Raw genomic sequence first — 21759 nt, forward strand, 5'->3', positions numbered from 1 at the left:
TCATCACAATCGATGGACTACAGACCCCATTGCTTTGGTCAATTAGTGAAATTACTCAGCTTCATCTAAACTTTTCTAGCATGGTTGGCATGCACTGAGAGGTTGCAGTGGGTAACTCGCAAATTGAAGAAAGCTACGGCCACAAAGCTCGCATCCAGTTGAGCTTTAGCTCTTACATGCGACTATCGCTGTTTATCAGCGTCACTTTTGCCCTAACCATGACCTTGGTGCTTAACCTACTCGCGCAATCAGAGACCGCCTCCAGAATTAATGTCGATAGCCTCAATCAATGGATCACGCTTTACACTTTCCTTGGATTTTTGCTGTTTAATTTAGCCAGTGCAGCGCTGTCATATGTGGCTTATCGAGCTTGGTGTCAGCAGCAACATGGTTTAAAAATGACTGGCAAATTTGCTCTGCAAATTGATGATAACTAGTCACTGCTGAATGCAGCTGGAATGTGGAGGAGACAATTGGCAGTAGCGTTGACAACGATGAATCAAGTTTTAGCAGCGATAGTCCTCGTCTTAATGATGTCATCAGCTAGAGTAAATGCTGGTGCGATTCAGTTGGTGACCAACCTTGCGCCTCCTTATCAAATTCAGCAGGGCGATACCATCAGCGGCACCTCCGTAGCGACCCTACAGTGTATCTTTCAGCACATGGAGCTAACTTCTGATATCACCATATTGCCTTGGAAACGCGCTTTAAAACATTTAGAGCAAGGTTTGTCTGATGGCTTGTTTAGTGCGTCATATGATCCAAACATCAATCGTTTTGCTACCCTTAGTGCCCCCATAGCCATTGAAAAATGGTATTTCTTCTCTGCTGCGGATGTTTCGCTGTCACCGACTGAAAACACTCCAATAGGAGTCATTTCTGGCAGTAATCAAGATCAATGGCTGAGCCAACTCGGGTATCACAAGCTGCAACGCGTGAGCAGCTACCCACAGTTGATCAAACTGGCATTATCAAAGCGCGTTCATGCGGTTGCAGCAGACGCCCAAGCATTCACCGAATCCCTGGTCACTCACTTCGATATCCAGCCCGAATTCACCAAGGCTTTTATCAAATATGCACCATTGGGGGTCTATTTCAACAAGGGATTTGTAGAGCAGCGCCAACATTTTCTAACTCAATTCAATGAACAAACACCCGCTTGCACCAATGACACCATTACTCTTTCCAACAGCGAACGACAAACTCTAAAAACGGTGGTTCTCGAGCAGTTAGCGAACTGGATCAATACCCCGTTAATTGCCGATACCGTGAAACAACAAAACGCTCGCAACAGCTACCTGTCAGCGTCACAAATCCACGCCTTAGAGGCGCAATGGCAGCAGCAGCGCCCGTCATTGCAATCTCATGCTCAATTACTACAAACCAATTTACTGTCTGAGTATTTTCAACAAATAAAGCGCCAATCTGGTGGTCTATTCAACGAAATCATCGCCATGGACCGCAACGGATTGGTGATTGCCATGAGCGATCTGACTTCCGATTTATGGCAGGGCGATGAGGATAAATTCACGCAAACATTCGATGTTGGCCCTGACGTGGTGTTTGTGGATCAACTGAAATACGATGAATCGACTCACAAATTTCAGGTTCAAATCAGTGTTTCTGTGAGTGATGAAGAGCAAACGGCTATTGGCGCCCTGACTGTTGGGGTCGACGTTGAACATGCCCTATCCAATCGACAAATCACTGCAAAACTAAATTAAACAGACTTGTTTTCATCAAGTTGGATAGTTTGCAGCTAGTTTATTACTGACGCTCAGTTAAAAATCAATCGCCCAATCTCTGACTATGAATAAATCAAAAATCTTATTGCTGTTTGCCCATCCATCGCAACGCCGCTCGGAAGTGAACCGACCCATGTTCGACACGGCAAGCAAAATGGACTTCATTACTGCAGTCGACTTATACGCCGAATACCCAAGCCTTAATATCGATATTAATCGCGAGCAACAACGGCTATTGGATCACGATCTGATCATCTTCCAGTTTCCGTTTTACTGGTATTCCACCCCGTCGATTCTAAAAGAATGGCAAGACTTGGTACTGGAGTATGGCTTTGCCTACGGTCATGACGGCACCGCTCTGCAAGGCAAGCGAATGCTCTGTGCCTTAACCGCTGGTGGTAGCGAAAAAGCTTATCGTGCCGATGGCTACAATCACTTCACGATTCGAGAGTTGCTGCAACCACTAGAGCAAACAGCCAATATGATTGGCATGGATTACTTACCACCATTTGCCTTATTCGGCAGCCGCACCGCTGTTGAAGAAGGACGCCTATCGGCACATTTAGAATGCTGGCAAGCAGTCCTTCATGCGCTGCACAACAATGATTATCGTTTTGAGGACCTCGCGGCATTGAACGTACTCAACGATGGTTTAAGTCACTTGTCTATTACTACTCATGGGTAACCGCTGTGACCATTTATTTCATTCAAGCTGTCATCTATCTACTCGCTGCTGTCATTGCCGTTCCGCTGGCCAAAAAATTAGGTCTTGGGTCAGTGTTGGGCTATTTGCTCGCAGGGGTGGTCATTGGCCCTATAGCAGGCCTTGTCGGACAGGAAACCACGACGATTCAGCATTTTGCCGAATTTGGTGTGGTCATGATGCTGTTCTTGGTTGGTCTCGAACTAGAGCCCAAAATGCTATGGCAAATGCGCAACCGGCTACTGGGTTTAGGGGGCTTGCAAGTGCTGATCACCACAGTACTGATTGCCGCCATTGCCTTAATCATGAAGCAGCCTTGGACTGTCGCGTTAGCCATTGGTTTGATCTTCTCACTGTCATCAACTGCAATCGTGCTGCAAACCTTTAATGAAAAAGGGCTGACCAAAACCGAAGGTGGCCAAAATGCATTTTCCGTGTTGTTAATGCAGGATATCGCCGTGATTCCGATGCTGGCGCTGTTACCGCTATTGGCGTTGCCTGAATTAATGCAAGCAGCGGAGTCAATGAAAGATGCTGCGGCCCACCATGAAGAACTGAGCTTGGTCGCCGATCTGCCCGGTTGGGCCTATGCCCTGACTCTCATCGCCAGTATTGGTGGCGTCATTCTATTGGGGCATTGGGGCAGTCAGCCGCTATTTCGTTACGTTGCCAGCTCAGGGCTACGAGAGATATTTGTTGCCACCGCCTTGTTGCTGGTGGTCGGAATCGCGGCCTTGATGAGCTTGGTTGGCTTGTCGCCAGCGCTCGGCACTTTTTTAGCGGGTGTGGTGTTAGCCAATAGTGATTTTCGCCATGAACTGGAATCCAACATCGAACCATTCAAAGGCTTATTGTTGGGATTGTTCTTTATTACCGTCGGAGCCGGGGTCGACTTCGGCATTTTTGCCGATAGCTGGCTATTCATCCTAACCGCAACGCTAGTCGTGATGCTGCTCAAAGCTGGTGTTCTGGCCGGTTTGGCGATGATGTTTGGCATTCGCGATAGCAATCGCTGGCTGTTTTCATTGAGCCTAGCTCAGGCCGGTGAATTTGGCTTTGTCTTGCTCAGCTTTACCGTCCAGCAACATGTGTTGCCAACGCCATTGGCGGCTCAGCTGCAACTGGTGGTGGCGCTATCAATGTTCCTAACACCACTACTGTTTATCTTGTATCAGCAAGTGATCTTGCCTCGCTATCAACAGCAGGCCAACGATCAGCCCTACGACACCATAGAGGAACAGGGCAATGTGGTGATTGCTGGCAGTGGCCGCTTTGGTCAAATCGTCAATCGTCTGCTCCTCGCCAACGATGTTGAAACTGTGGTGCTCGACTTAGAGGTATCGCAAATTGAAAATATGCGGCGGGTGAATATTAAAAGCTATTTTGGCGATGCCACCCGGCCAGAGTTACTTCACACCGCCGGTATTGAATCTGCGAGCTTGCTGGTGTTGGCTATTGATAATCGCGATGAAGCAGTCGAGCTTACCAAGTACGTCCGCCATAGCTTCCCGAAAGTGAAAATATTAGCCCGCGCCTTTGACCGGGGCCATAGCTATGAGCTGCGTGAGGCAGGGGCCAGTTACATCGTGGCTGAAACGTTCCACTCAGCACTTGAACTCGGTGCCGAAGCCATGCGCCAGCTTGATTTTCACCCGTTTGAAGTCGAGCAGAAGAAGGCCGCATTTAACCGAATCGAAGCAGAGTCCAATGACCACTTATATCAGCAATGGCTTAAGGGCAGTGAGGGCGAGCGCTTCGATCACGACTACCGCAAACTGTTCATTCAGCTCCAGAGTGGTATTCAGCAAGCAATGAAAAATGATCGGGCCGATGGCCATACCAAGCATGAGCGGGGTTGGACGCCACCTCCTAAAGGCTACACTGATGATTTTGAACATTAACTCGGTACGGTGGTCCAACAATCGTTTTTAAACAGCAGGCCCATAAACTTGCAATCCAAAGCGGGCATATTGGGCCTTAGTTGCTCGATCAACGATTCATAAGGACTACCGTGGCAGACTTATCATTACAAGCTCGGTTATTAACAGCACTGAGCAGCACCGACAAACAAGCGATTCGGGCAGACTTCAATCACCATCATCCTGCCGACATAGCCAAAGCCATGGTGTCTCAACCCGATGCGGCAATCGCTAAGTTGCTGCAGCTCTTGCCACTGCCCGACCAAACGGACTTGTTTTCATATCTTGCCAAACGGCAACAAGCGGCACTCGTCGAAGAGTTACCTCGCAATGATATGGCTGCCTTGGTATCGGCAATGGATGCTGATGAACGAGCCGATTTATTCCATTCGTTAGGCGATCAACAACGTATCGCTATTTTGCCAGGGCTGGCCCATGCTGAGCGTGAAGACATTCGCCGTTTGTGTAGCTATCCGGAGCGCACAGCGGGCGCGCTAATGACCTCTAGCTACGCCACCTTGAGCGCCAACTTAACGGTCAAGCAAGCGATCCGAACATTACGTTTGGAAGCACCAGACAAGGAAACCATTTATCAGGCCTATGTGCTCACCGAGGATCGTCGATTGCTCGGCACCATCAGTCTCAAGCAACTCATTCTATCGCCCAGCGACGTCATGATTAGCTCACTGATGAAAACCGAAGTGGTGGCGGTAGCAACCGATTTGGCGCAAGAGCAAGTGGTAGAGAAAGTCCGTCAATATGATCTGATTGCACTGCCAGTATTGGATGACAACAACCAATTGGTTGGCATCATTAGTTACGATGACGCCATGGACGCCGCCGAAGAGGAAGCAACAGACGATGCCCAAAAATCGGCATCGGTGGCCTCCATGCGCTCGCCACTCAGTCAAGCAAGCATCAGTGAGTTGTATCGTAAACGTATCGGTTGGTTGGTCCTGCTAGTATTCGGCGCTTTGTTGTCCGGTGCCGGTTTGGCCTTTTTTGAAGACACTTTGGAAGCGCATATCGCACTGGTGTTTTTCATGCCGTTGCTCGTTGGCAGTGGCGGTAACGCTGGTTCTCAAGCTGCTGCGTTAATGGTTCGAGCCCTTGCCACTGGCGATGTGGTGTTGAAAGATTGGTTTCGGGTGCTAGCCAAAGATCTATTGGTAGCTAGTGCCCTAGGGATCTCCATGGGCATTACCGTGTTTGCCCTTGGCTATGTCCGATCTGGGCCTGAAATCGCAATCGTTGTGGCTCTGGCCATGGTCTGCGTGGTGCTAGTTGGCAGTTTTATTGGTCTCAGCCTGCCGTTCATCTTGTCACGATTCAAACTCGATCCGGCGACCGCGTCAGGTCCGTTGGTCACCACCATCGTTGATGCCAGTGGTGTTATTATCTACTTCGGTTTTGCGACCTGGATTTTGCAAATTAACTGACGGCTGTTCGACTGCCCGCATACCAGGCAGTCGGTTGGCCAGACCAAAACCCAAACTAACCGCGAAAGCAACTAGCAGATAAATACCGCCGTAGTCTTCAGAAGTCAGCAGCACCCCGGTTACCTCCTCCATAATTGCGCCAATAAAAGCGCCAATGACAAAGAATCCGAAGGTCCAAAAAGCAATAAATCCAAACGCTCTAGCACGCCGAGATTTGACCTTTTGCAAATGTTCAATGCCCCAGAAGCCAACAACAATCACCATGGCAAAAAACGCCGAACCAATGAGGCTGTCAAAGGGATCTTCGCCAGTCGCTTGGGCATCGCGAAGCTCAGAGACCGTGACAATAGCCAGCAAAATTAGCAGCGGTATGGCAATGAACTTTTGCTGATTGGTAAACTGACGACCGTCTTTCGGGCCAAGCTGCTCAAGGGTTTCAGCCTCAATGGCAGCAAGCGTTTCGGCCGATAATCCTGATTCGCGCTTTTTTTGCTCCAATTCAATCTTCAGCTGAATCACTTCAAGTCGATTTTTAATATCGCTGGCGCGATGACCTTTATTCCGGTTCAGGCCCAACCCTTCGATGATTCGACCTCCGTACAGTACCAAGTAATAAAGCAGCAACAGTATCCCTGCGCCAGCATTTGATTTAAAGGTATCGATAAGAGTGGTGACTTCTGTCGGTTCCATAGCGAGCATCCATTTACCGTTGTTATCTGAGCTTAGAAGCTGGCGCTAAAGATGTATAAATTTTCACCAATCAACGGCACCGTGAATGGGCGATGACGCACAAAGCCAGCCAGTGACAATCATGTCCACTTACCACCGGCAGGGGGATGCGAAACAGTTTTTTATCTGCATTGAAAATGAAACCGCTATAGTGTCAGTTAAACCAAATGCTCCAGTGATTTCTTTGAGACAACTAACATGACTAATCGACAGTTAGTAAGCCGATTCTTTGACGTATTCTTTGCCGACAGCCAGCAACTACAACAACTTTGCAGCCAAGATGTCACATTGCATTTTCGCGGCTCGGCAATTGCCAGAGGGCTAACAGAGCTGATTGAATTTGGTATTGGCCAACACCAATGCTTCCCCAACTTACAATTCGATGTTCAAACAATCTTAGTGGATGGCAACAAGGCAGCAGCACGTTTGATTCAGCGTGGCACTCATCAACATGAGTGGGATGGCATTAGCGCCTGTGGCCAATCGTTCGAGGTAGAAGAAATGATGTTTTTTGATATCGACAATGGCCGGATTCAAGCGATCTACCCGATGTTGGATTTGGAGCTAAAAAGACAACAATTGCGTAAGCAACCGTCGTAGCCAAACAACACCACGAATTGAGGCAGGAATGACCGAAGCAACCAAGTCGCTGGCCAGCAAACTCTATCAGATGACATTACCCATGATTGTTGGGGTATTGGCCATCATGAGCTATCAGCTTGTCGATAGCGCATTTATCGGTCAACTCGGCGTTAAACCGCTGGCCGTCGTCGGCTTCACCATCCCGGTTTATCAGCTAATCATCGGTATTCAAGTCGGTGTTGGTATTGCCACAACAGCGGTAATTTCTAGAGTGCTAGGTGCCAATGATCAACACCAAGCGAAGCAGCTCGGCTCTCTCGTGGTTGCCATCGGAGGGCTACTGATCGGCTTGCTTTGTGTAATGATTTGGCTGTTTCAACGCCCCATTCTCACCATGCTTGGCGCCGAACAAGAGCTGTTGCCGTTGGCTAGCAGTTACTGGCTGCCCTGGCTCATCAGCGCTTGGCTCGGGGCTTTGCTGTATTACGGCTACAGCATTTATCGAGCCCATGGCTATACCAAAGCCCCCGGCGTAGTGATGGTGATCTCTAGCATCATTAACGTGATCCTCGATCCGCTGTTTATCTTCACGTTCGATATGGGTATTGCCGGCGCAGCGTGGGCAACTATCGTGTCATTCATTGCCGGTTGCATCATTATTTACCCACGTGTGATAGCCAACCAATGGCTGACATTGCAAATCAACATTGGTGAGAGTTTGCGTGGACTCAACTGTCTGTCGGCAATAATGATCCCAGCCATGGCCAGCCAGTTCATTCCGCCTACTTCTGCCATGGCGGCTACTGCAATCGTTGCCAGTTTTGGCGAAAACGTCATGGCTGCGTGGGGCTTGGGCACTCGCATCGAATATTTCTCGATTATCGTGGTATTGGCGTTAACCATGGCCATGCCTCCCATGATTGGCCGCTTTCGCGGCGCCAATGACTTCGATAGCATCCATCGTCTAGTGGTGATTGCGGTATGCTTTGTTGCAGGCTTTCAGCTATTGATGGCACTAACCACTATGGTGCTATCGCAGCCAATCGGTCGCTTGCTGACGTCCGACCCAACAGTCGCAGCAATCGTTGGCGACTATCTTTGGAGTGTGCCTTTGAGCTATGGCGCTTTAGGTATTTGCATGGTGTTAGTGTCAGCAGCTAATGCCATGGGGAAACCAGCCACCGCTCTACTCACTTCGTTGCTTAGATTGCTCTGCTGCTACTTGCCTTGTCTTTGGATCGGCGCGCGTTGGGGCGGTATTAATGGCGTGTTCTGGGGCGCGGCGGTCGGTAACTTCGCCGCCGGCATTGTCAGCTGGCAGCTCTACCGAACAGCACTTCGCTCATTGCGCGCAACAATTACCCCAGCAACGGCTTGATTGTTGCCATGAGCGCCTCGCACTTGGTGTCATCAAGCGCATCGGGGTAAGGCTGAGCGAAATGGCCTATGTCGTTATCAAAATAGCGGCCAGTTGCCTGAGCAAACTCTTCCGACAATGCCGCTCGATGCAAAATATCGACACCAATACTAATGTCGTTGCCTGCCACCCCATAGGCATCTTTGACCATTTTACTGCCTAGGAAGGAAGCAGGATTGACGGCAACAATGACCGGGCCTTGAGCTCCCAGTTGTTTGGCCAATAAACGATTCCACATAGTCAAAGCCAGCTTGCTCTGAGCATAGGCAGCATTGTCGGATAGTGCCTTGCGACCGACTAGCGCATCTAAATCAACCGGCGCTTGGGCGGCTGAGGATAGATTCACCACCCGACCAGTAGGCGTTAAGGCATCAAGTAAGCCTTCGGTGATGATTATCGGCGCGAAGGTATTTACCACAAAGCGAACATCCAAGCCCGCAGCATTTAGCGGGCGTGGCGTGCTGAAAATTCCGGCATTGTTGATTAACACATCCAACGATGAGTATTTGTCTCGCACCGCAGCAACGAGCGCTCGAGTGGCATCAATGTCAGAAAGATCGGCGCAAAAGGCATCAAGCTTACCAATCGTTGCCAACTCGGCAGCTACCGCTTGTAACTTGCTTTCGTTACGGCCATGCAGCAACACCTGATGCCCTTCAGACAACAAGCGTTTGGCAGTCGCCAAACCAATGCCATCGGTTGAGCCTGTAATCAAAATCGTCTTTGCCATTGCGACAATCCCCGTCAATACAAGAATCACTAGGATAGACCTTTTCTCAATGAAATGTTGCCGTTACCAGACTGTCCCAGAGTGACGATTAAAAAAACATCAACAAAACCAACAAAAGTTTCACATCAAAACATTTAAATTTCGACTTGACCTTTTTTATTTCGCACTGCTAGTATCCAGCCACTTTGTCGAAACTTACATCAATATGTCAAAACGAAACACACAGCAGCGTAGGCATCAGATCGTCAGCCAACTGCAACAGCAGGGCAAGGTGACTGTTGATCAATTGTCACAACAGTTTGGCGCCTCTGAAGTTACCATTCGTAAGGATTTGACTGCACTTGAGAAAAGCGGGCTGCTGCTGCGCCGATACGGTGGTGCGATTCCGGTACCGCAAGATTTGATAGCAGACTCAGCCACAGCATCTGATGAACATGTTTCGAAGCGAAAGGTCGCTATTGCTCATGCAGCAGCGGATCGCATTCGCGATCACAATCGCATTATTGTTGATAGCGGCAGTACCACCGCGGCATTGATTCCAGCGTTAAATAGCAAACATGGGTTGGTAGTGATGACCAACTCGATGAAGGTTGCCGAGACCCTAATCAACCTTGAAAATGAGCCAACGCTGCTGATGACTGGCGGCACTTGGGACCCACATTCAGAAGCGTTTCAAGGTCAGGTTGCCGAACGAGTGCTACGCTCTTACGACTTTGATCAGTTATTTATCGGCGCCGACGGCGTCGATTTGGAACGCGGTACCACAACCTTTAATGAACTCATTGGACTAAGCCGGCAAATGGCTGACGTCGCCCGTGAGGTGGTGGTAATGATTGAATCCGACAAAATTGGCCGCCGCATTCCAAACTTAGAATTGCCTTGGCAGAGCATCACGACCCTTATTACCGACGATGACTTGCCAACCGAACACAAAAGCCAAATTGAACAGCAGGGTGTCACCGTCATTTGCGCCCCTGTGAACGAATAACATCAACGAATAAACAGTGAACTATCAGGAGAACTGAATATGTGTGGAATCGTAGGAGCCGTCGCCCAGCGTAACGTTGCTGAGATCCTCGTTGAAGGGCTAAAACGCCTTGAATACCGTGGTTATGACTCCGCAGGTATCGCAGTGTTAGACAGTGATCAGGCGCTACAACGAGTTCGCCGAGTAGGTAAAGTTCAAGAACTTGCTGACGCCATAGCTGAATCAACCATTGATGGCCCTATCGGTATTGCTCACACTCGCTGGGCAACCCATGGCGAACCGAGTGAAACCAACGCTCACCCACATGTTTCAAGCGGCACTTTGTCGGTCGTTCACAACGGCATCATCGAGAACCACAACGAACTGCGCGAAAAGCTCCAAGGTCTTGGCTATGAATTTACCTCGCAGACCGATACCGAAGTCATCGTTCATTTGGTTCATCACGAACTGAAATCCTCCGCTAGCCTGCGCGAAGCAGTACAAAAAACCGTGGCACAACTTGAAGGGGCTTATGGCACCGTGGTACTGGATCAAAATGATCCGGAACGTTTAGTGGTTGCTCGTTCGGGCAGCCCACTGGTCATCGGTCATGGTTTAGGCGAGATGTTTATTGCCTCCGATCAGCTGGCTCTACTACCAGTTACTCGCCGCTTTTCATTTTTAGAAGAAGGCGATGTTGCAGAGATTACCCGCCGCACTCTGTCAGTTGTCGATGTTAATGGCAACCCAGTCGAACGCCCGGCGCGTGAATCGGAAGTACGCCATGACGTCACCGACAAGGGCGAGTTCCGTCACTACATGATGAAGGAAATCTACGAACAACCAACCGCCATTCAGCGCACCCTCAACGGCCGAATCAGTAACGGCAAAGTGGTTGATAATGCCTTTGGCGAGTCCGCCCCGCACTTACTGAATCAAGTGGAACATGTTCAGATCATTGCCTGTGGTACCAGCTACCATGCCGGTTTAACTGCCCGTTATTGGTTTGAAGAACATGCCGGCGTTTCTTGCAACGTCGAAATTGCTTCCGAGTATCGCTACCGCAAATCCTTTGTCCGTCCCAATTCCCTATTGGTCACCATTTCCCAATCGGGTGAAACTGCCGACACCCTAGCCGCCTTACGACTTGCTAAAGAGCAAGGCTACATGAGTAGCTTGACCATTTGTAATGTCCCTGGCTCTTCGCTAGTTCGTGAATCAGACATGGCTTACATGATGGAAGCGGGTGCCGAAATTGGCGTGGCATCAACCAAAGCGTTTACCGTTCAACTGGTTGGTTTACTGTTGTTAGTGGCCGCTATCGGACGCAACAAAACCGAACAGGGCCCAGCTACAGAACAAGCCATTGTCAGCGCTCTTCAGGCACTGCCAGCCAAACTGGAACAATCATTATCGTTGGATAACGACATTGAAGATCTGGCCGAGGAGTTTGCTGACAAGCACCACAGCCTATTCTTGGGCCGCGGCGATCAATCGCCTATCGCCATGGAAGGGGCATTGAAGCTTAAGGAGATTTCCTACATTCACGCTGAAGCTTACGCCGCAGGCGAGTTAAAGCATGGCCCCTTGGCTCTGATTGATGCCGAAATGCCAGTCATCGTTGTTGCACCAAATAACGAACTAGTGGAAAAGCTAAAATCGAACGTTGAAGAAGTGCGTGCTCGCGGCGGCATCATGTACGTGTTTGCCGACAAAGAAGCTGACTTTGCCAGTGATGAAACCATGCGAGTCATTCAAGTACCGCACTGCGATTCATTGGTGGCCCCGATTGTCTATACCGTGCCGCTTCAATTGCTGAGCTATCATGTTGCGGTGATTAAAGGCACCGACGTCGACCAGCCTCGCAACTTGGCAAAATCGGTCACTGTGGAATAATTGCACGACAACAAATTAGAGTTTTGTCGGAAAACAATAAAGTAGATAACAAGACAATAAAGTGGTTAAAAAAACAATAAAGTTGTTAACCATTGCCATCTGGACTACGTTTCAATGTAGACGAGGTTCAGGTGGCAAACTTTTATGGCTAAGAAGCAATACTGGAATTCGGAAGCTAAGAATAAGCGCTGGATAAAAGAAGGGCGAGGTCAAGGCACGGGCTCCGACTACAAGCCTTGGCTTACTGTTCGAGATGTTCCCTCTGAAGGCCGCTCTCACCGAGTTTTTGGCCACATAACTCAACGCACTCATCACCTCCTATCAGACATAGAGCTAGCTACATTTTTTCTTTTGCAGTGGCGGCAAACCACAACCGACATCAGGGAACAATTCCCGCTAGATCGAGCCCTGACTCTGCAAATTAGCCAGCAATTAGGTATCGCCCACCCCAATTCACATAATGTCGACCAATATATGAGTAGTGACTTTGTGGTAGATGCTGATGAAAAAGGTCGGCCGAGAATTGTGATACAAGTAAAATCTAAAGACGATTTTTCTAAGCCAAGAACAATAGAAAAGCTTGAAATTGAGCGCTCTTATTGGCGTGAGAAAGAGGTTCCTTTCTTTCTAGTGACAGAAAACCAGGTGCCAACAACTGTTTTCGAAAATATCAACCTGTTGTACAACCATATTGGTAGTAGCTTCGATTTAGAAGAGCTTGCCGTCTATTTTAATCTTTTCCTTAAGCAACTGTACCAACAAGACAACCTCCGAATAGTGGATTTATGTATCCAGTTAGATTCTGCGTATGGCCATGAGCCAGGGGAAAGTCTATATCAAATGAAGCGACTGCTTGCCCTGCGCTACTTCCACTTCGATATCTCGATACCATTCATAAAGTTGCGCTGCGCAGACTTAACAGCCGAAAGCATAGAGGCTTGGGAGGAGGGGTGGCGTGTTTCAAATTAATGAAGTGCTTAAACTAGGGGAGCATTTATACCGGGTTCTCTTGATTGAGGGACACCGGATTGTTTGGATATCACTCTCCGATTCCAAGGCATTTCCAGAAGTTATTAGTATCGAGCAACTTAACGATCTAATGCTTGAAGAGAGTCTGGTGCGTGTTGATGATCCCTTTGGTTTTGTCAGAGATTTGCAGCCAGAAAAAGAGTCCAAAAATACACTCATTCGAGATAGAAATTACAAAATAATTTTGCCTTTGGTGGAGGCTCCCGATTTCTATGTTAAGCGAGTTCGTAGCAAGCTCCTTTCACAAATTGTAGCAACCGGAGATGTATCGAAGCCTTATTTGTACAAATTGATCCGCCGTTTTTGGCAGCGAGGTCAGACACCAAATGCACTTCTGCCTGATTACAAAAACTCCGGGGCAAAAGGAAAGAAGCGGGTTGCCAAAGACAAGAAACTTGGTAGGCCGAGAAGCATTATGGAGGGGCGTGGAGCGTTGGTCGATGAACCCACAGAGAAGCTGTTTCGAATAATCATTGACAAATACGTGCTCAAAAAGAACTTCTCTTTAGCTCGGGCTCACAGGAAGTTAAAGGGGCTTTATGAGCAAATATGTCCCGGGGTAGCGGAAACTGAAAAACCTACCAAACGTCAACTTAGCCACTTCTTTGACCGTGAATACAGTTATGTGGAAAAGGTCAAAGCGAAAGTACCAGATATCATCTACAAAAAGGATGTCCGCCCAATATTGAGTACTGCCACGACCCAAGCTTTGGGGCCAGGCTCACGCTATGAAATAGATGCAACTATTGCAGACGTAATCTTAGTATCTGACCATGACCGAAATCAGCCGGTTGGTAGGCCCACCGTGTATATCGTAGTAGATGTGTTTTCGCGGTTTGTTGTTGGCTGGTATATAGGTTTCGAAAACCCATCTTATGTCGCCGCGATTCAAGCTCTTCATCTAGCTTTAACCAACAAAAACTCTATTTTTCAGGATTTAGAAATCGATACCGAGCAGCTCTCCTGGCCGGCTCCTGGGTTGCCGGAAGCAATCTTAGCTGATCGCGGAGAGCTGTTAGGTCACCAGATTGAAGGGCTTGAGTCGAGTAATAATATAAGAATTGAAAATACTCCCCCTTTTCGAGGTGATGCAAAAGGCATCGTTGAGCAGAGATTTCGGGTAGTCCAAGCTGAATTTAAACGTTTCGTTCCTGGAGAGGTTACCGGATTCACAGTGAAGAAGAGAGGGGGGAACAATTACTGGCTTGATGGCACGCTAACCATCTCTGAATTCAAAGAAATCATCGTCGCATCGATTGTGATGAGAAACTTTGTAGACCCCATGAAAAAATATGATCGAGCTGCAGATATGCCCGCAGATCTGCCTTCTATACCCATTCATTTGTGGAATTGGGGACTACAAAATCGCACGGGTAGATTACGTAAAGCTGATGCTACAAGTGTCCGAATTAGCTTACTTCCTAGAGATAGGGCTACAACATCTAGTCAAGGGATATGCCTATTCGGGGTTTATTACTCTGCCCCTGAAATTATTGAGCTAGGGTGGATGCACCGAACAGGTCGTATCAACCGACCAGAAAAAGTAGAAGTCGCCTACGATCCCAATTTTGCAGATGAAATCTATCTGTTTCATTCCGAGGGAAGCCGAGAACACTGGGTTTGTCGAATAACTGATCTATCGCGGGAGTACCGGGGACTGACTTTCTGGGAAATTTGGCGTAAGCAAAAGCAAACCAAAATCCAAGCTTCAAAGGATCAATTGCACGCAGATAAGCTGAGAAAAGATCATGAAGAGCGAGTGGAAAGCATTATCTCTTCCGCGTTAAAGCAAACGCCTAAGCCGGTTGCTACCAATGCAGAGCGCCTAAGATGTGTTGGCAAGGCCAGAGCAGAGCAACTCGAAATGGAACGTAACCAGCGGAGGCCACAAGTAAAAACAGACCAGCAGGCTGCGGACGTTGTTCATCTGAGTCCTCCGGAAGATAGCGATGACTATCCAGACTATGAAGATGAACTGTTCGATGATGGAGATGATTGATGGAACTGCCTAAAAATTATGTAATCGCCTCCTATAAATCAACTGGTATCAAGCGTTATGACGGCAACCCCTTTATAGAGGCGCTTCCCCCTATTCTATCGGTGGCGCAGACGGCCCAAAGTATCAAAGGAAAAATAGAGTTTTGTCCGTCTGACCGTTTGGCTGACCCTAAATCAAGAATGCATATGGTCGTTTCGCTGTTAGACGACTATTTTCAGCCCCTCTCTCAACATGTTCAGCTGCAAGAAAAGATCGACATGATGCTGCGCATGGGATACGTGGGCAGAAATATTAGCGATGGTTCCCTCAACAAGAAGCTTCAAGAGGGTTATGACTTCATCAAGTCTGGAGGAAGCGGAACGGCCAATTTTTCAGTAGAAAAAACTACAGCCCGAAGCATGTCGCTTGTTGGTATATCTGGGGCCGGCAAAAGCAAGTCACTGGAGCGAGTCTTAGAAACTTACCCGCAAGTAATTTTCCATGAACGGGATAATTTCTTTCAAGTGACCTACTTGAAAATTGAATGCCCGAGCAACGGTGATCTCGAGAGTCTATGCCTTAATTTTTTCAGCGCAGTGGATACCGTGCTCGGTAGCGACTACGAACGCCGATACGCCAAGCAGCGGCTCTCTGTACCCAAAATGCTCGCCTTGATGAGACAAACAGCAAATAACCGAGCAATAGGCCTATTGGTTATTGATGAAATTCAACGTTTGAGCCAGGTGCGGTCTGGGGGAAAAGAGCAAATGTTGGAGTTCTTTGTCGAGTTGGTGAATACGGTTGGCATTCCAATCGTTCTGGTCGGCACCCCAAAGGCTCGTCCTATTTTTGAGTTGGAATTACAGTCAGGCAGAAGAAGTGCGGGTCTTGGATCCATCTATTGGGAAACGATCCCTCAGTATGTAAACAAGAAAGACAAAATTGAGATCAACCCAAACTGGGTTAGATTTTCTGATAGCCTTTGGAGGTATCAGTGGCTCAAGCATGGGGATGATCCACTAACAGATGAAATTAGACAGTGCTGGTACGACTTATCTCAAGGTGTATTGGACATCGTTGTAAAACTCTTTGTTCTTGCTCAGCTCCGCGCGATAGCTAATAAGAAAGAGCGAATTACGGTGGGGATTTTAAAGTCTGTATACAAGCAGGAGTTGAAACCTGTTCAGCCAATGTTAGACGCTCTTCGGTCGGGTGATGCAGACAAAATCATAAAATATTCTGATATGAGGGTTGTCGATTTAGACAAACGAATCATTCAATTAGGCTCTGAAATACTGTCTGGTGTGCAAAAACAAGAAGAAAAACGATTCGGTGGTAACCAAGATGCAATACGGCTCTTTAACTTGATTCTTCAAATCGAAGCGTCTTTTGAGCAAGACGTGGTGGCCGAATTGGTTGAGAGGATATTCAAAGAGCGACCAGATCTTAGTCTTCCGGAAATGATTCCCGTCTTAGTGGAGTGGTATCAATCTGCTGGCAAGTCAGTTGAGAGACGCAAGCCGACCAATAGAGTAAGAGAAAAAGACTGGCTTGATTTGAGTGTGAAGGATCTTCGGTATCAATACGCTTACTGTAAAGGTGAAAAGATATCTCTTGTTGAACACCTAGAACAAAATGGAGAAATGTTCGACCTCGACGGCTGGGCTACCGGAATTTGATGCTCGGCTTTCCCGTACCTTATGATGAGGAGCTGCTTTATAGCACTATCGCTAGGGCTGGCGTTCATGACGGAGATACTTCGCCGAAGCAGTTGCTAGACAAAGTGTTCTCAAACCGCAAAGTAATAGCAACTGTGGATTTACCTTGCCACGTCCAAATACTGGCTGAGCAGTACCCTCCAAGTCTACACCTCAGCGTTTCTTCATTAATCTTTAAGCATACACTTTGGCCTATGTATATGCCCTTCTTGCCAAAGGAAAGGCTGTCAAAACTAAAACTATGGATGGCAGGTAGTTCTCAGGGGGCGGCTCATTTGGCTAGTGGGTCTGCGGCTTCTAGAGTGAAATCAAAGACCAAATTCTATGTTTGTCCTAGTTGCTTGAAAGATCAATTAGCTCAGCATGGAGAGTACTACTGGAAGCGAATTTGGCAAATTCCTCTTGTTAAAGTTTGCCCCAAGCACGGCCCGTTATACCTAACGGATATAGGGTTTGATGGAGAGCACCGCCACACGTTTTTTTCTGTTGAAAATGCGAAGGTTCTGGGGGCAGAGGAGGTTCAACCCAACGATCAAATCTTTGCCCAACAGGTTGATCAACTAACTCACCTTGAAAGCAAAGCGCTTACTTTTTCTAAATGGTCTAGTTTTTATCAGCAGCTCGCCTCAACTTACGGGTTCAGAACTGGGGCGAAAATTGATCATGCCAGGATTCTTCAAGCTGTCGTGAACTTCTGGGGTAAAAGGTGGCTTGAAGAAGCAGGAATTCTTCCAACTAATTCAGAAACATCTTGGCTAAAAACCTTGTTTCGAAAGCACCGAAAGAGCTTTAGTTTTGCCGAGCATATAGTCGCGGTAACAGCGATATCTGGGGGGCTTGTTCCCATTTCTGTAGCAATAGAAATAGCATCTAAGCTCGAAGGCCATAATGATGCTGAGAGCACCAAATCAAACGACGAGCTCTCAGCTCCTCAAAGCGGAGCACTGACTTTAGATCAAATCCACTGGAAACAAATCCTGATACGTTTGTCTCCTAAGCTTGCGCGTCAACACAGCCCTGCGCTCTACGCTCGACTGTACCGAAACCACCATGATTGGCTTATTGAGACCGATGATATTTTTCATACCCCTACAGAAATTATCAACAATAGGGTCGACTGGGCACAAAGAGACAGATTGATAGCTCGTGAGCTAAAAGGAGTGTTTGAAAAGCTATCTGAGGACTTGCTGGCTCCCCTTCTTAGTCGTACGTTCCTCATTCATCAGCTCCGGCAGCGCGCAATGATCGAAAAAAATTTGCACCGTTTACCTCGTTGCTCAAAGTTTCTTTCGTTCTACTCCGAGAGCACATCAGAGTATCAAGCTAGGAGGCTTGCAAGGGCTTGGTTGGAGATGCAAAACGAATGTGTTGATGTGAAGCGCTGGTCTTTGTTACGGAAAGCAGGTTTGAGTGATGAGCGAATGACAGGTGTTGTCGCTAGACTTTTAAAGGAGATATTGGATGAGCAAGCGTGATGGAAGGTTTAAGAAGCTCAACGATGACTCAAAAATTCTAGGATTAGGCTCTCTATTTAGAGGGCTTGAAAGAAAAAACTGGGCCATCAATGTTGACTTCTCGGGGCGCATGTCAAAAAGCATGCACTTCAGCAATATTCCTGTCCTAGCTAGAAAACGAGTCTTAAACCCCACTCAGCAATATGCTCCAGCCGGTAAGACAATCGATTTTGTTATCAACAATGCTAAAGCATGGCAGGTACATAAAGCGTCAGAATGCCCTGCTTTTGTTGCACACCGTCATGGACATGACGGCAATCAGTTTTGCTTTGTTACCAATGTAGGCAGAACTCGAATCTTCATTCCACAGTTAGAAATGGCGCGTGTGCTGTTCTACCACGATCCCTTTCTTGCTCGATTAAGCCTTCAACATAATGCTCTTGCCGAGGATTTTATGCTCGGCCAAAGAAATGATGGACAGCCATTAATAGTGGTACGCGAAGGAGCTGAGTATCCTGTTTCTTACTTCAATCGAGATGATAATCGACGATTTTTAAGTTGGGTTCTTCTAGACCGTGCAGCAAGAGCGTCTTTTGAAAGCATCAGTTTTCATTTAGCTAAGTACCAATTTCAAAAGGGCAACTATCTACACTGGAATTTTCAATTTGCTCCGCCACCTCTGTCGAACGTAGAGTTCGGAGCTAGAGGTTGGGACGATCGAGCGTCAAATACATTCTTTGTCTGGGAGGTCAGCAAATTAGGTGGTCTGCCCTCTGATGTTGAGGGAGAGATTGATTTTTACCATCCTGGCTATGAACGCAGGGTCGGAGGAAAGCCAACTAAAGGCGACGGTAAACAAGGAGTTGCCCCAGAACATTTCGAACTAGATGATGATGAATTATCCGACTCTGATAAGGCAACATTATCTTTGATGTCCGAACAGGTTGCTGTGTCCTTCAAAACGCCTCATCTGACAAACCGCATAGCCTACAAAACAAAGGCTGTGAATAACGTCTTAGGTAGTGGCGATAAAGAAATTTTAGATAACGACCTAAGCCCAAATGAAAAAGAAGAGTCCGGGGCTCTCCCTGGAGGAGCTTGGAATAATCTAAATGATGAAACAGATGATATTCACTTGTACCTTGGAAAGTTCCAATCATTTCTAAATATGGTTGCGGTCTTAGAGGCCAAACATGGTTGTGAAGTGCTAAATCAACATCTTGAAAAATTGCCTCGGGTTGGCGAGGGCAAAAAACATTGGCTGTCTGATACCCAAAACCCTCGATGCTTAGCGTTGGTAGAGCTAGTTTGCAACGACCAACATATTTCTCTGCTTGAGATCGATACGTCTGATAATGCTGCAAAGTTATCGACCATGATGATAAAGGGAGTAAACGAAGAGCGGTGGGTTCATAAGAATATTCACCAAATAGCCCAAGGCGTGATGAAAAAATCCCTAGGTTGGCCCACAAATTTATTCAAATCTGAATTGGGAAAAGGTGGGTTTGTCGGCATTCCGCATCCGAAGTCTAAAAACCCGGGTTCACTTCCTCCTGAGGAAATTTCCCCTTGGGCGCAACGCTTCATAAATTGGATGACTCGTTGATAAGTATCAAAAATTGAATCAACAATTGTCATGCAACTTGACAAAACTTGACTTCAACATATGCTACACGCATGAAAAAGAGACTGAACATAGAAAAAGCTCAACAAGCAATGGGAGAGGCAGGCCTTTCTCAAACTGCAGTAGCTGATGCTTTGGGCGTAACAAAAGAGGCTGTGTCTCAATGGCTTCGTGATAAGTCTTTTCCTAGGCCAGGCAAGCTTCTTCAGCTCGGGAAGCTACTCGGACTTTCGTTTGATGATCTTGTTATCAAAGAAGAGCTTCATACTCCGAGAGTCGCATTTCGTAAAAAAGCCGGAGCCAAAACCAAAGATCATCATATTGAAAAAGCTCAGGAAATAGGCCGTTTTCTACGTCATTTAGTGCCTTATTGGGCATTTGATACGTTAGAAATGCCGCCAGTCCTCAAATCTCCTAGTTGTGATTACAACTACCTAATAAAGGTAGCCTCTAAGGTAAGGCAAGATATTAATGTTGCTCCCGGTGAAACAGTAGACTTTGACCACCTTATTCGCCGTTTTAGAGAATTGCAGGCTGTTGTCGTGCCTGTGATGTGGGGAACAAAACAGCGTCATGAAAACGCAGTTCACATCCACCTACCAGACTCGGGCACTACATGGGTTTATCTAAACTTAGATACTAATATCCATGACTTTAAGTTTTGGATGGCCCATGAGTTGGGTCATTGTTTATCGCCGAGCTTAGAGGGTAACGAAGCTGAAGATTTTGCCGACGCTTTCGCTGGAGAGTTGCTATTCCCCCATGATCTAGCCAAAAAAACTTACGGAGTACTCTCTAGAAAGCCAACAACTGCAGCAAAAATAAATACGCTTAAGCAACTAGCGAAAGAACATGTGATTTCTCCAAATTCAGTTTGGCAACAAGTCAATGCGTATGCTGAGCACGAAGGTAAACCAGACATAAAACTTGGTAAATCCTTTTACGGTGCGGTAACCAAATTCAACCAACAATACCTCAACTTAAGCGAAGCTCTGTTTGGTAACGCAGACAAAGATGAACAGGGGAATCCAAGCGCTAGAGAGTACATAGAGAAAGCGACAAAAGAATTTGAATCACCGTTCTTCGAAATGCTCAAAAAGTACCTTAAAGAAAACGATAAAGGCCCTGGTTTTGTTCAAACTGTGTTGGATATGCCGCTCCTTGACGCACGGAGTATCCACACAGAGTTGACCTAATGCCTCAATCGAAAATTCTAGTTGATACTAACTCCTACCTAAGACTGGCTAAAACAGTACGTCCCCTGCTCTTTGTTACTTTTGGCGATGAGGACTATTGCCTCTACATATTGCCAGAGCTCAATGAAGAGCTTTCAAGCCGGAAGCTTCAAAGCAAGTTTCCTTGGACCGAAGAAGATGAATTCATCGAGAATCGAAAGAGTTTTCCTGTTGTAGGAAGGAAGCAAAAAAGGTTGATCAATGAGGCGTTTGATTACATTTGGGATCATGTTCAAACAGAATTGCCAGGCCCTTCTCGGGTTGATGCGCTGTATATTGCTTATGCACTTGAGCTGAATGTCCCTGTAGTCACAGATGACCAAGACATGATCAAGTTAGCCAAGGCATTTGATGCGAAAGTCATGACCACATTAGAGCTTCTCAGATTGATGCTGGACTGCAATCACACCGATATGAAAACGATTAATGGGCTAGTCGAATACTGGAGTCACTTCGGTGATAAGCCTGCTAATTTTGCTGCTGACTTTAAGCGCTTGTTTGCTGACCAATCCGCTTAATCTGAAAGCGAAAAAAACAAAAAGCTGCTTTTTGTCATTTAAAATTTCTCACATTTAAGTAGTGTGTAGACCCCAT

Annotated in this window: 18 protein-coding genes; 16 read left to right on the plus strand and 2 right to left on the minus strand. The window is 47.1% G+C overall.

All coding sequences use genetic code 11. The features are described 5' to 3' along the window. Positions 1-107: 107 nt before the first annotated feature. From CBE68_RS06940 to mgtE, 5 genes are all read left to right on the plus strand, one after another. Complete coding sequence (locus CBE68_RS06940) at positions 108-437, plus strand: hypothetical protein (RefSeq protein WP_087505351.1); 330 nt, start codon at positions 108-110, stop codon at positions 435-437. 57 nt (positions 438-494) lie between these two features. After that, complete coding sequence (locus CBE68_RS06945; RefSeq protein ID WP_158100519.1) at positions 495-1724, plus strand: substrate-binding periplasmic protein; 1230 nt, start codon at positions 495-497, stop codon at positions 1722-1724. An 85-nt stretch (positions 1725-1809) separates the two neighbouring features. Continuing rightward, entirely contained in the window at positions 1810-2430 is a 621-nt protein-coding gene (locus tag CBE68_RS06950) for an NAD(P)H-dependent oxidoreductase (protein ID WP_087505353.1), read from the plus strand. A 5-nt stretch (positions 2431-2435) separates the two neighbouring features. After that, on the plus strand, positions 2436-4349 hold the full coding sequence (locus CBE68_RS06955; protein ID WP_087505354.1) for a monovalent cation:proton antiporter-2 (CPA2) family protein: 1914 nt from the start codon (positions 2436-2438) through the stop codon (positions 4347-4349). Between the two features lie 110 nt (positions 4350-4459). Beyond that, positions 4460-5806, plus strand: a complete 1347-nt coding sequence (gene mgtE / locus CBE68_RS06960) for a magnesium transporter (protein WP_087505355.1) — start codon at positions 4460-4462, stop codon at positions 5804-5806. On the opposite strand, the gene CBE68_RS06965 is transcribed toward mgtE, so the two are convergent. Further along, the gene (locus CBE68_RS06965) at positions 5720-6496 is read right to left on the minus strand and encodes a hypothetical protein (protein ID WP_087505356.1); all 777 of its coding nucleotides are present in this window, start codon (positions 6494-6496) and stop codon (positions 5720-5722) included. The genes mgtE and CBE68_RS06965 overlap by 87 nt on opposite strands. A 237-nt stretch (positions 6497-6733) precedes the next feature. Here CBE68_RS06965 and CBE68_RS06970 point away from each other — a divergent pair, with 237 nt between their 5' ends. Both CBE68_RS06970 and CBE68_RS06975 read left to right on the plus strand, forming a co-directional pair. Beyond that, entirely contained in the window at positions 6734-7135 is a 402-nt protein-coding gene (locus tag CBE68_RS06970) for an ester cyclase (protein ID WP_087505357.1), read from the plus strand. A gap of 28 nt (positions 7136-7163) precedes the next feature. Continuing rightward, on the plus strand, positions 7164-8495 hold the full coding sequence (locus CBE68_RS06975; protein WP_087505358.1) for an MATE family efflux transporter: 1332 nt from the start codon (positions 7164-7166) through the stop codon (positions 8493-8495). Here CBE68_RS06975 and CBE68_RS06980 read toward each other — a convergent pair. Further along, positions 8476-9264: an SDR family NAD(P)-dependent oxidoreductase gene (locus CBE68_RS06980; RefSeq protein ID WP_087505359.1), complete on the minus strand. Its 789-nt coding sequence runs from the start codon at positions 9262-9264 to the stop codon at positions 8476-8478. The two genes, CBE68_RS06975 and CBE68_RS06980, sit on opposite strands and share 20 nt — an antisense overlap. A gap of 205 nt (positions 9265-9469) precedes the next feature. Here CBE68_RS06980 and CBE68_RS06985 point away from each other — a divergent pair, with 205 nt between their 5' ends. The 9 genes from CBE68_RS06985 to CBE68_RS07025 all read left to right on the plus strand — a co-directional run bounded on the left by CBE68_RS06985 (position 9470) and on the right by CBE68_RS07025 (position 21683). After that, a complete protein-coding gene (locus CBE68_RS06985) occupies positions 9470-10252 on the plus strand; it encodes a DeoR/GlpR family DNA-binding transcription regulator (RefSeq protein WP_087505360.1) in 783 nt (260 codons plus the stop codon). Between the two features lie 39 nt (positions 10253-10291). Beyond that, positions 10292-12127, plus strand: a complete 1836-nt coding sequence (glmS, locus tag CBE68_RS06990) for a glutamine--fructose-6-phosphate transaminase (isomerizing) (protein ID WP_087505361.1) — start codon at positions 10292-10294, stop codon at positions 12125-12127. Between the two features lie 144 nt (positions 12128-12271). Next, positions 12272-13096 (plus strand): TnsA endonuclease N-terminal domain-containing protein, encoded by an 825-nt coding sequence (locus tag CBE68_RS06995; protein WP_087505362.1) that lies wholly within the window; start codon positions 12272-12274, stop codon positions 13094-13096. Further along, positions 13083-15155, plus strand: coding sequence for a Mu transposase C-terminal domain-containing protein (locus tag CBE68_RS07000; RefSeq protein ID WP_087505363.1), 2073 nt, complete (start codon positions 13083-13085; stop codon positions 15153-15155). Before CBE68_RS06995 ends, CBE68_RS07000 begins: the two co-directional genes overlap by 14 nt. Then, positions 15155-16813 carry an AAA family ATPase gene (locus CBE68_RS07005; protein ID WP_087505364.1) on the plus strand — a complete coding sequence of 553 codons (1659 nt, stop codon included), beginning with the start codon at positions 15155-15157 and terminating at the stop codon, positions 16811-16813. The genes CBE68_RS07000 and CBE68_RS07005 overlap by 1 nt, the downstream gene beginning before the upstream one ends. Beyond that, positions 16813-18327 carry a TnsD family Tn7-like transposition protein gene (locus CBE68_RS07010; protein ID WP_087505365.1) on the plus strand — a complete coding sequence of 505 codons (1515 nt, stop codon included), beginning with the start codon at positions 16813-16815 and terminating at the stop codon, positions 18325-18327. Before CBE68_RS07005 ends, CBE68_RS07010 begins: the two co-directional genes overlap by 1 nt. Beyond that, positions 18314-19912, plus strand: a complete 1599-nt coding sequence (locus tag CBE68_RS07015) for a Tn7-like element transposition protein TnsE (RefSeq protein ID WP_087505366.1) — start codon at positions 18314-18316, stop codon at positions 19910-19912. The genes CBE68_RS07010 and CBE68_RS07015 overlap by 14 nt, the downstream gene beginning before the upstream one ends. A 71-nt stretch (positions 19913-19983) precedes the next feature. After that, positions 19984-21126, plus strand: a complete 1143-nt coding sequence (locus tag CBE68_RS07020) for an XRE family transcriptional regulator (protein ID WP_087505367.1) — start codon at positions 19984-19986, stop codon at positions 21124-21126. Beyond that, entirely contained in the window at positions 21126-21683 is a 558-nt protein-coding gene (locus CBE68_RS07025) for a PIN domain-containing protein (RefSeq protein WP_087505368.1), read from the plus strand. Before CBE68_RS07020 ends, CBE68_RS07025 begins: the two co-directional genes overlap by 1 nt. The last annotated feature ends 76 nt before the right edge of the window (positions 21684-21759 follow it).

Origin of the sequence: Neiella marina (assembly GCF_002165625.1) — a bacterium.
GTDB classification, from domain to species: domain Bacteria; phylum Pseudomonadota; class Gammaproteobacteria; order Enterobacterales; family Neiellaceae; genus Neiella; species Neiella marina.

Coding starts and splice junctions, on each gene's coding strand:
- CBE68_RS06945 (WP_158100519.1), top strand. CDS start 495: ATGAATCAAGTTTTAGCAGCGATAGTCCTCGTCTTAATGATGTCATCA.
- CBE68_RS06950 (WP_087505353.1), top strand. CDS start 1,810: ATGAATAAATCAAAAATCTTATTGCTGTTTGCCCATCCATCGCAACGC.
- CBE68_RS06965 (WP_087505356.1), bottom strand. CDS start 6,496: ATGGAACCGACAGAAGTCACCACTCTTATCGATACCTTTAAATCAAAT.
- CBE68_RS06970 (WP_087505357.1), top strand. CDS start 6,734: ATGACTAATCGACAGTTAGTAAGCCGATTCTTTGACGTATTCTTTGCC.
- CBE68_RS06975 (WP_087505358.1), top strand. CDS start 7,164: ATGACCGAAGCAACCAAGTCGCTGGCCAGCAAACTCTATCAGATGACA.
- CBE68_RS06980 (WP_087505359.1), bottom strand. CDS start 9,264: ATGGCAAAGACGATTTTGATTACAGGCTCAACCGATGGCATTGGTTTG.
- CBE68_RS06985 (WP_087505360.1), top strand. CDS start 9,470: ATGTCAAAACGAAACACACAGCAGCGTAGGCATCAGATCGTCAGCCAA.
- glmS (WP_087505361.1), top strand. CDS start 10,292: ATGTGTGGAATCGTAGGAGCCGTCGCCCAGCGTAACGTTGCTGAGATC.
- CBE68_RS06995 (WP_087505362.1), top strand. CDS start 12,272: ATGGCTAAGAAGCAATACTGGAATTCGGAAGCTAAGAATAAGCGCTGG.
- CBE68_RS07005 (WP_087505364.1), top strand. CDS start 15,155: ATGGAACTGCCTAAAAATTATGTAATCGCCTCCTATAAATCAACTGGT.
- CBE68_RS07010 (WP_087505365.1), top strand. CDS start 16,813: ATGCTCGGCTTTCCCGTACCTTATGATGAGGAGCTGCTTTATAGCACT.
- CBE68_RS07015 (WP_087505366.1), top strand. CDS start 18,314: ATGAGCAAGCGTGATGGAAGGTTTAAGAAGCTCAACGATGACTCAAAA.
- CBE68_RS07020 (WP_087505367.1), top strand. CDS start 19,984: ATGAAAAAGAGACTGAACATAGAAAAAGCTCAACAAGCAATGGGAGAG.
- CBE68_RS07025 (WP_087505368.1), top strand. CDS start 21,126: ATGCCTCAATCGAAAATTCTAGTTGATACTAACTCCTACCTAAGACTG.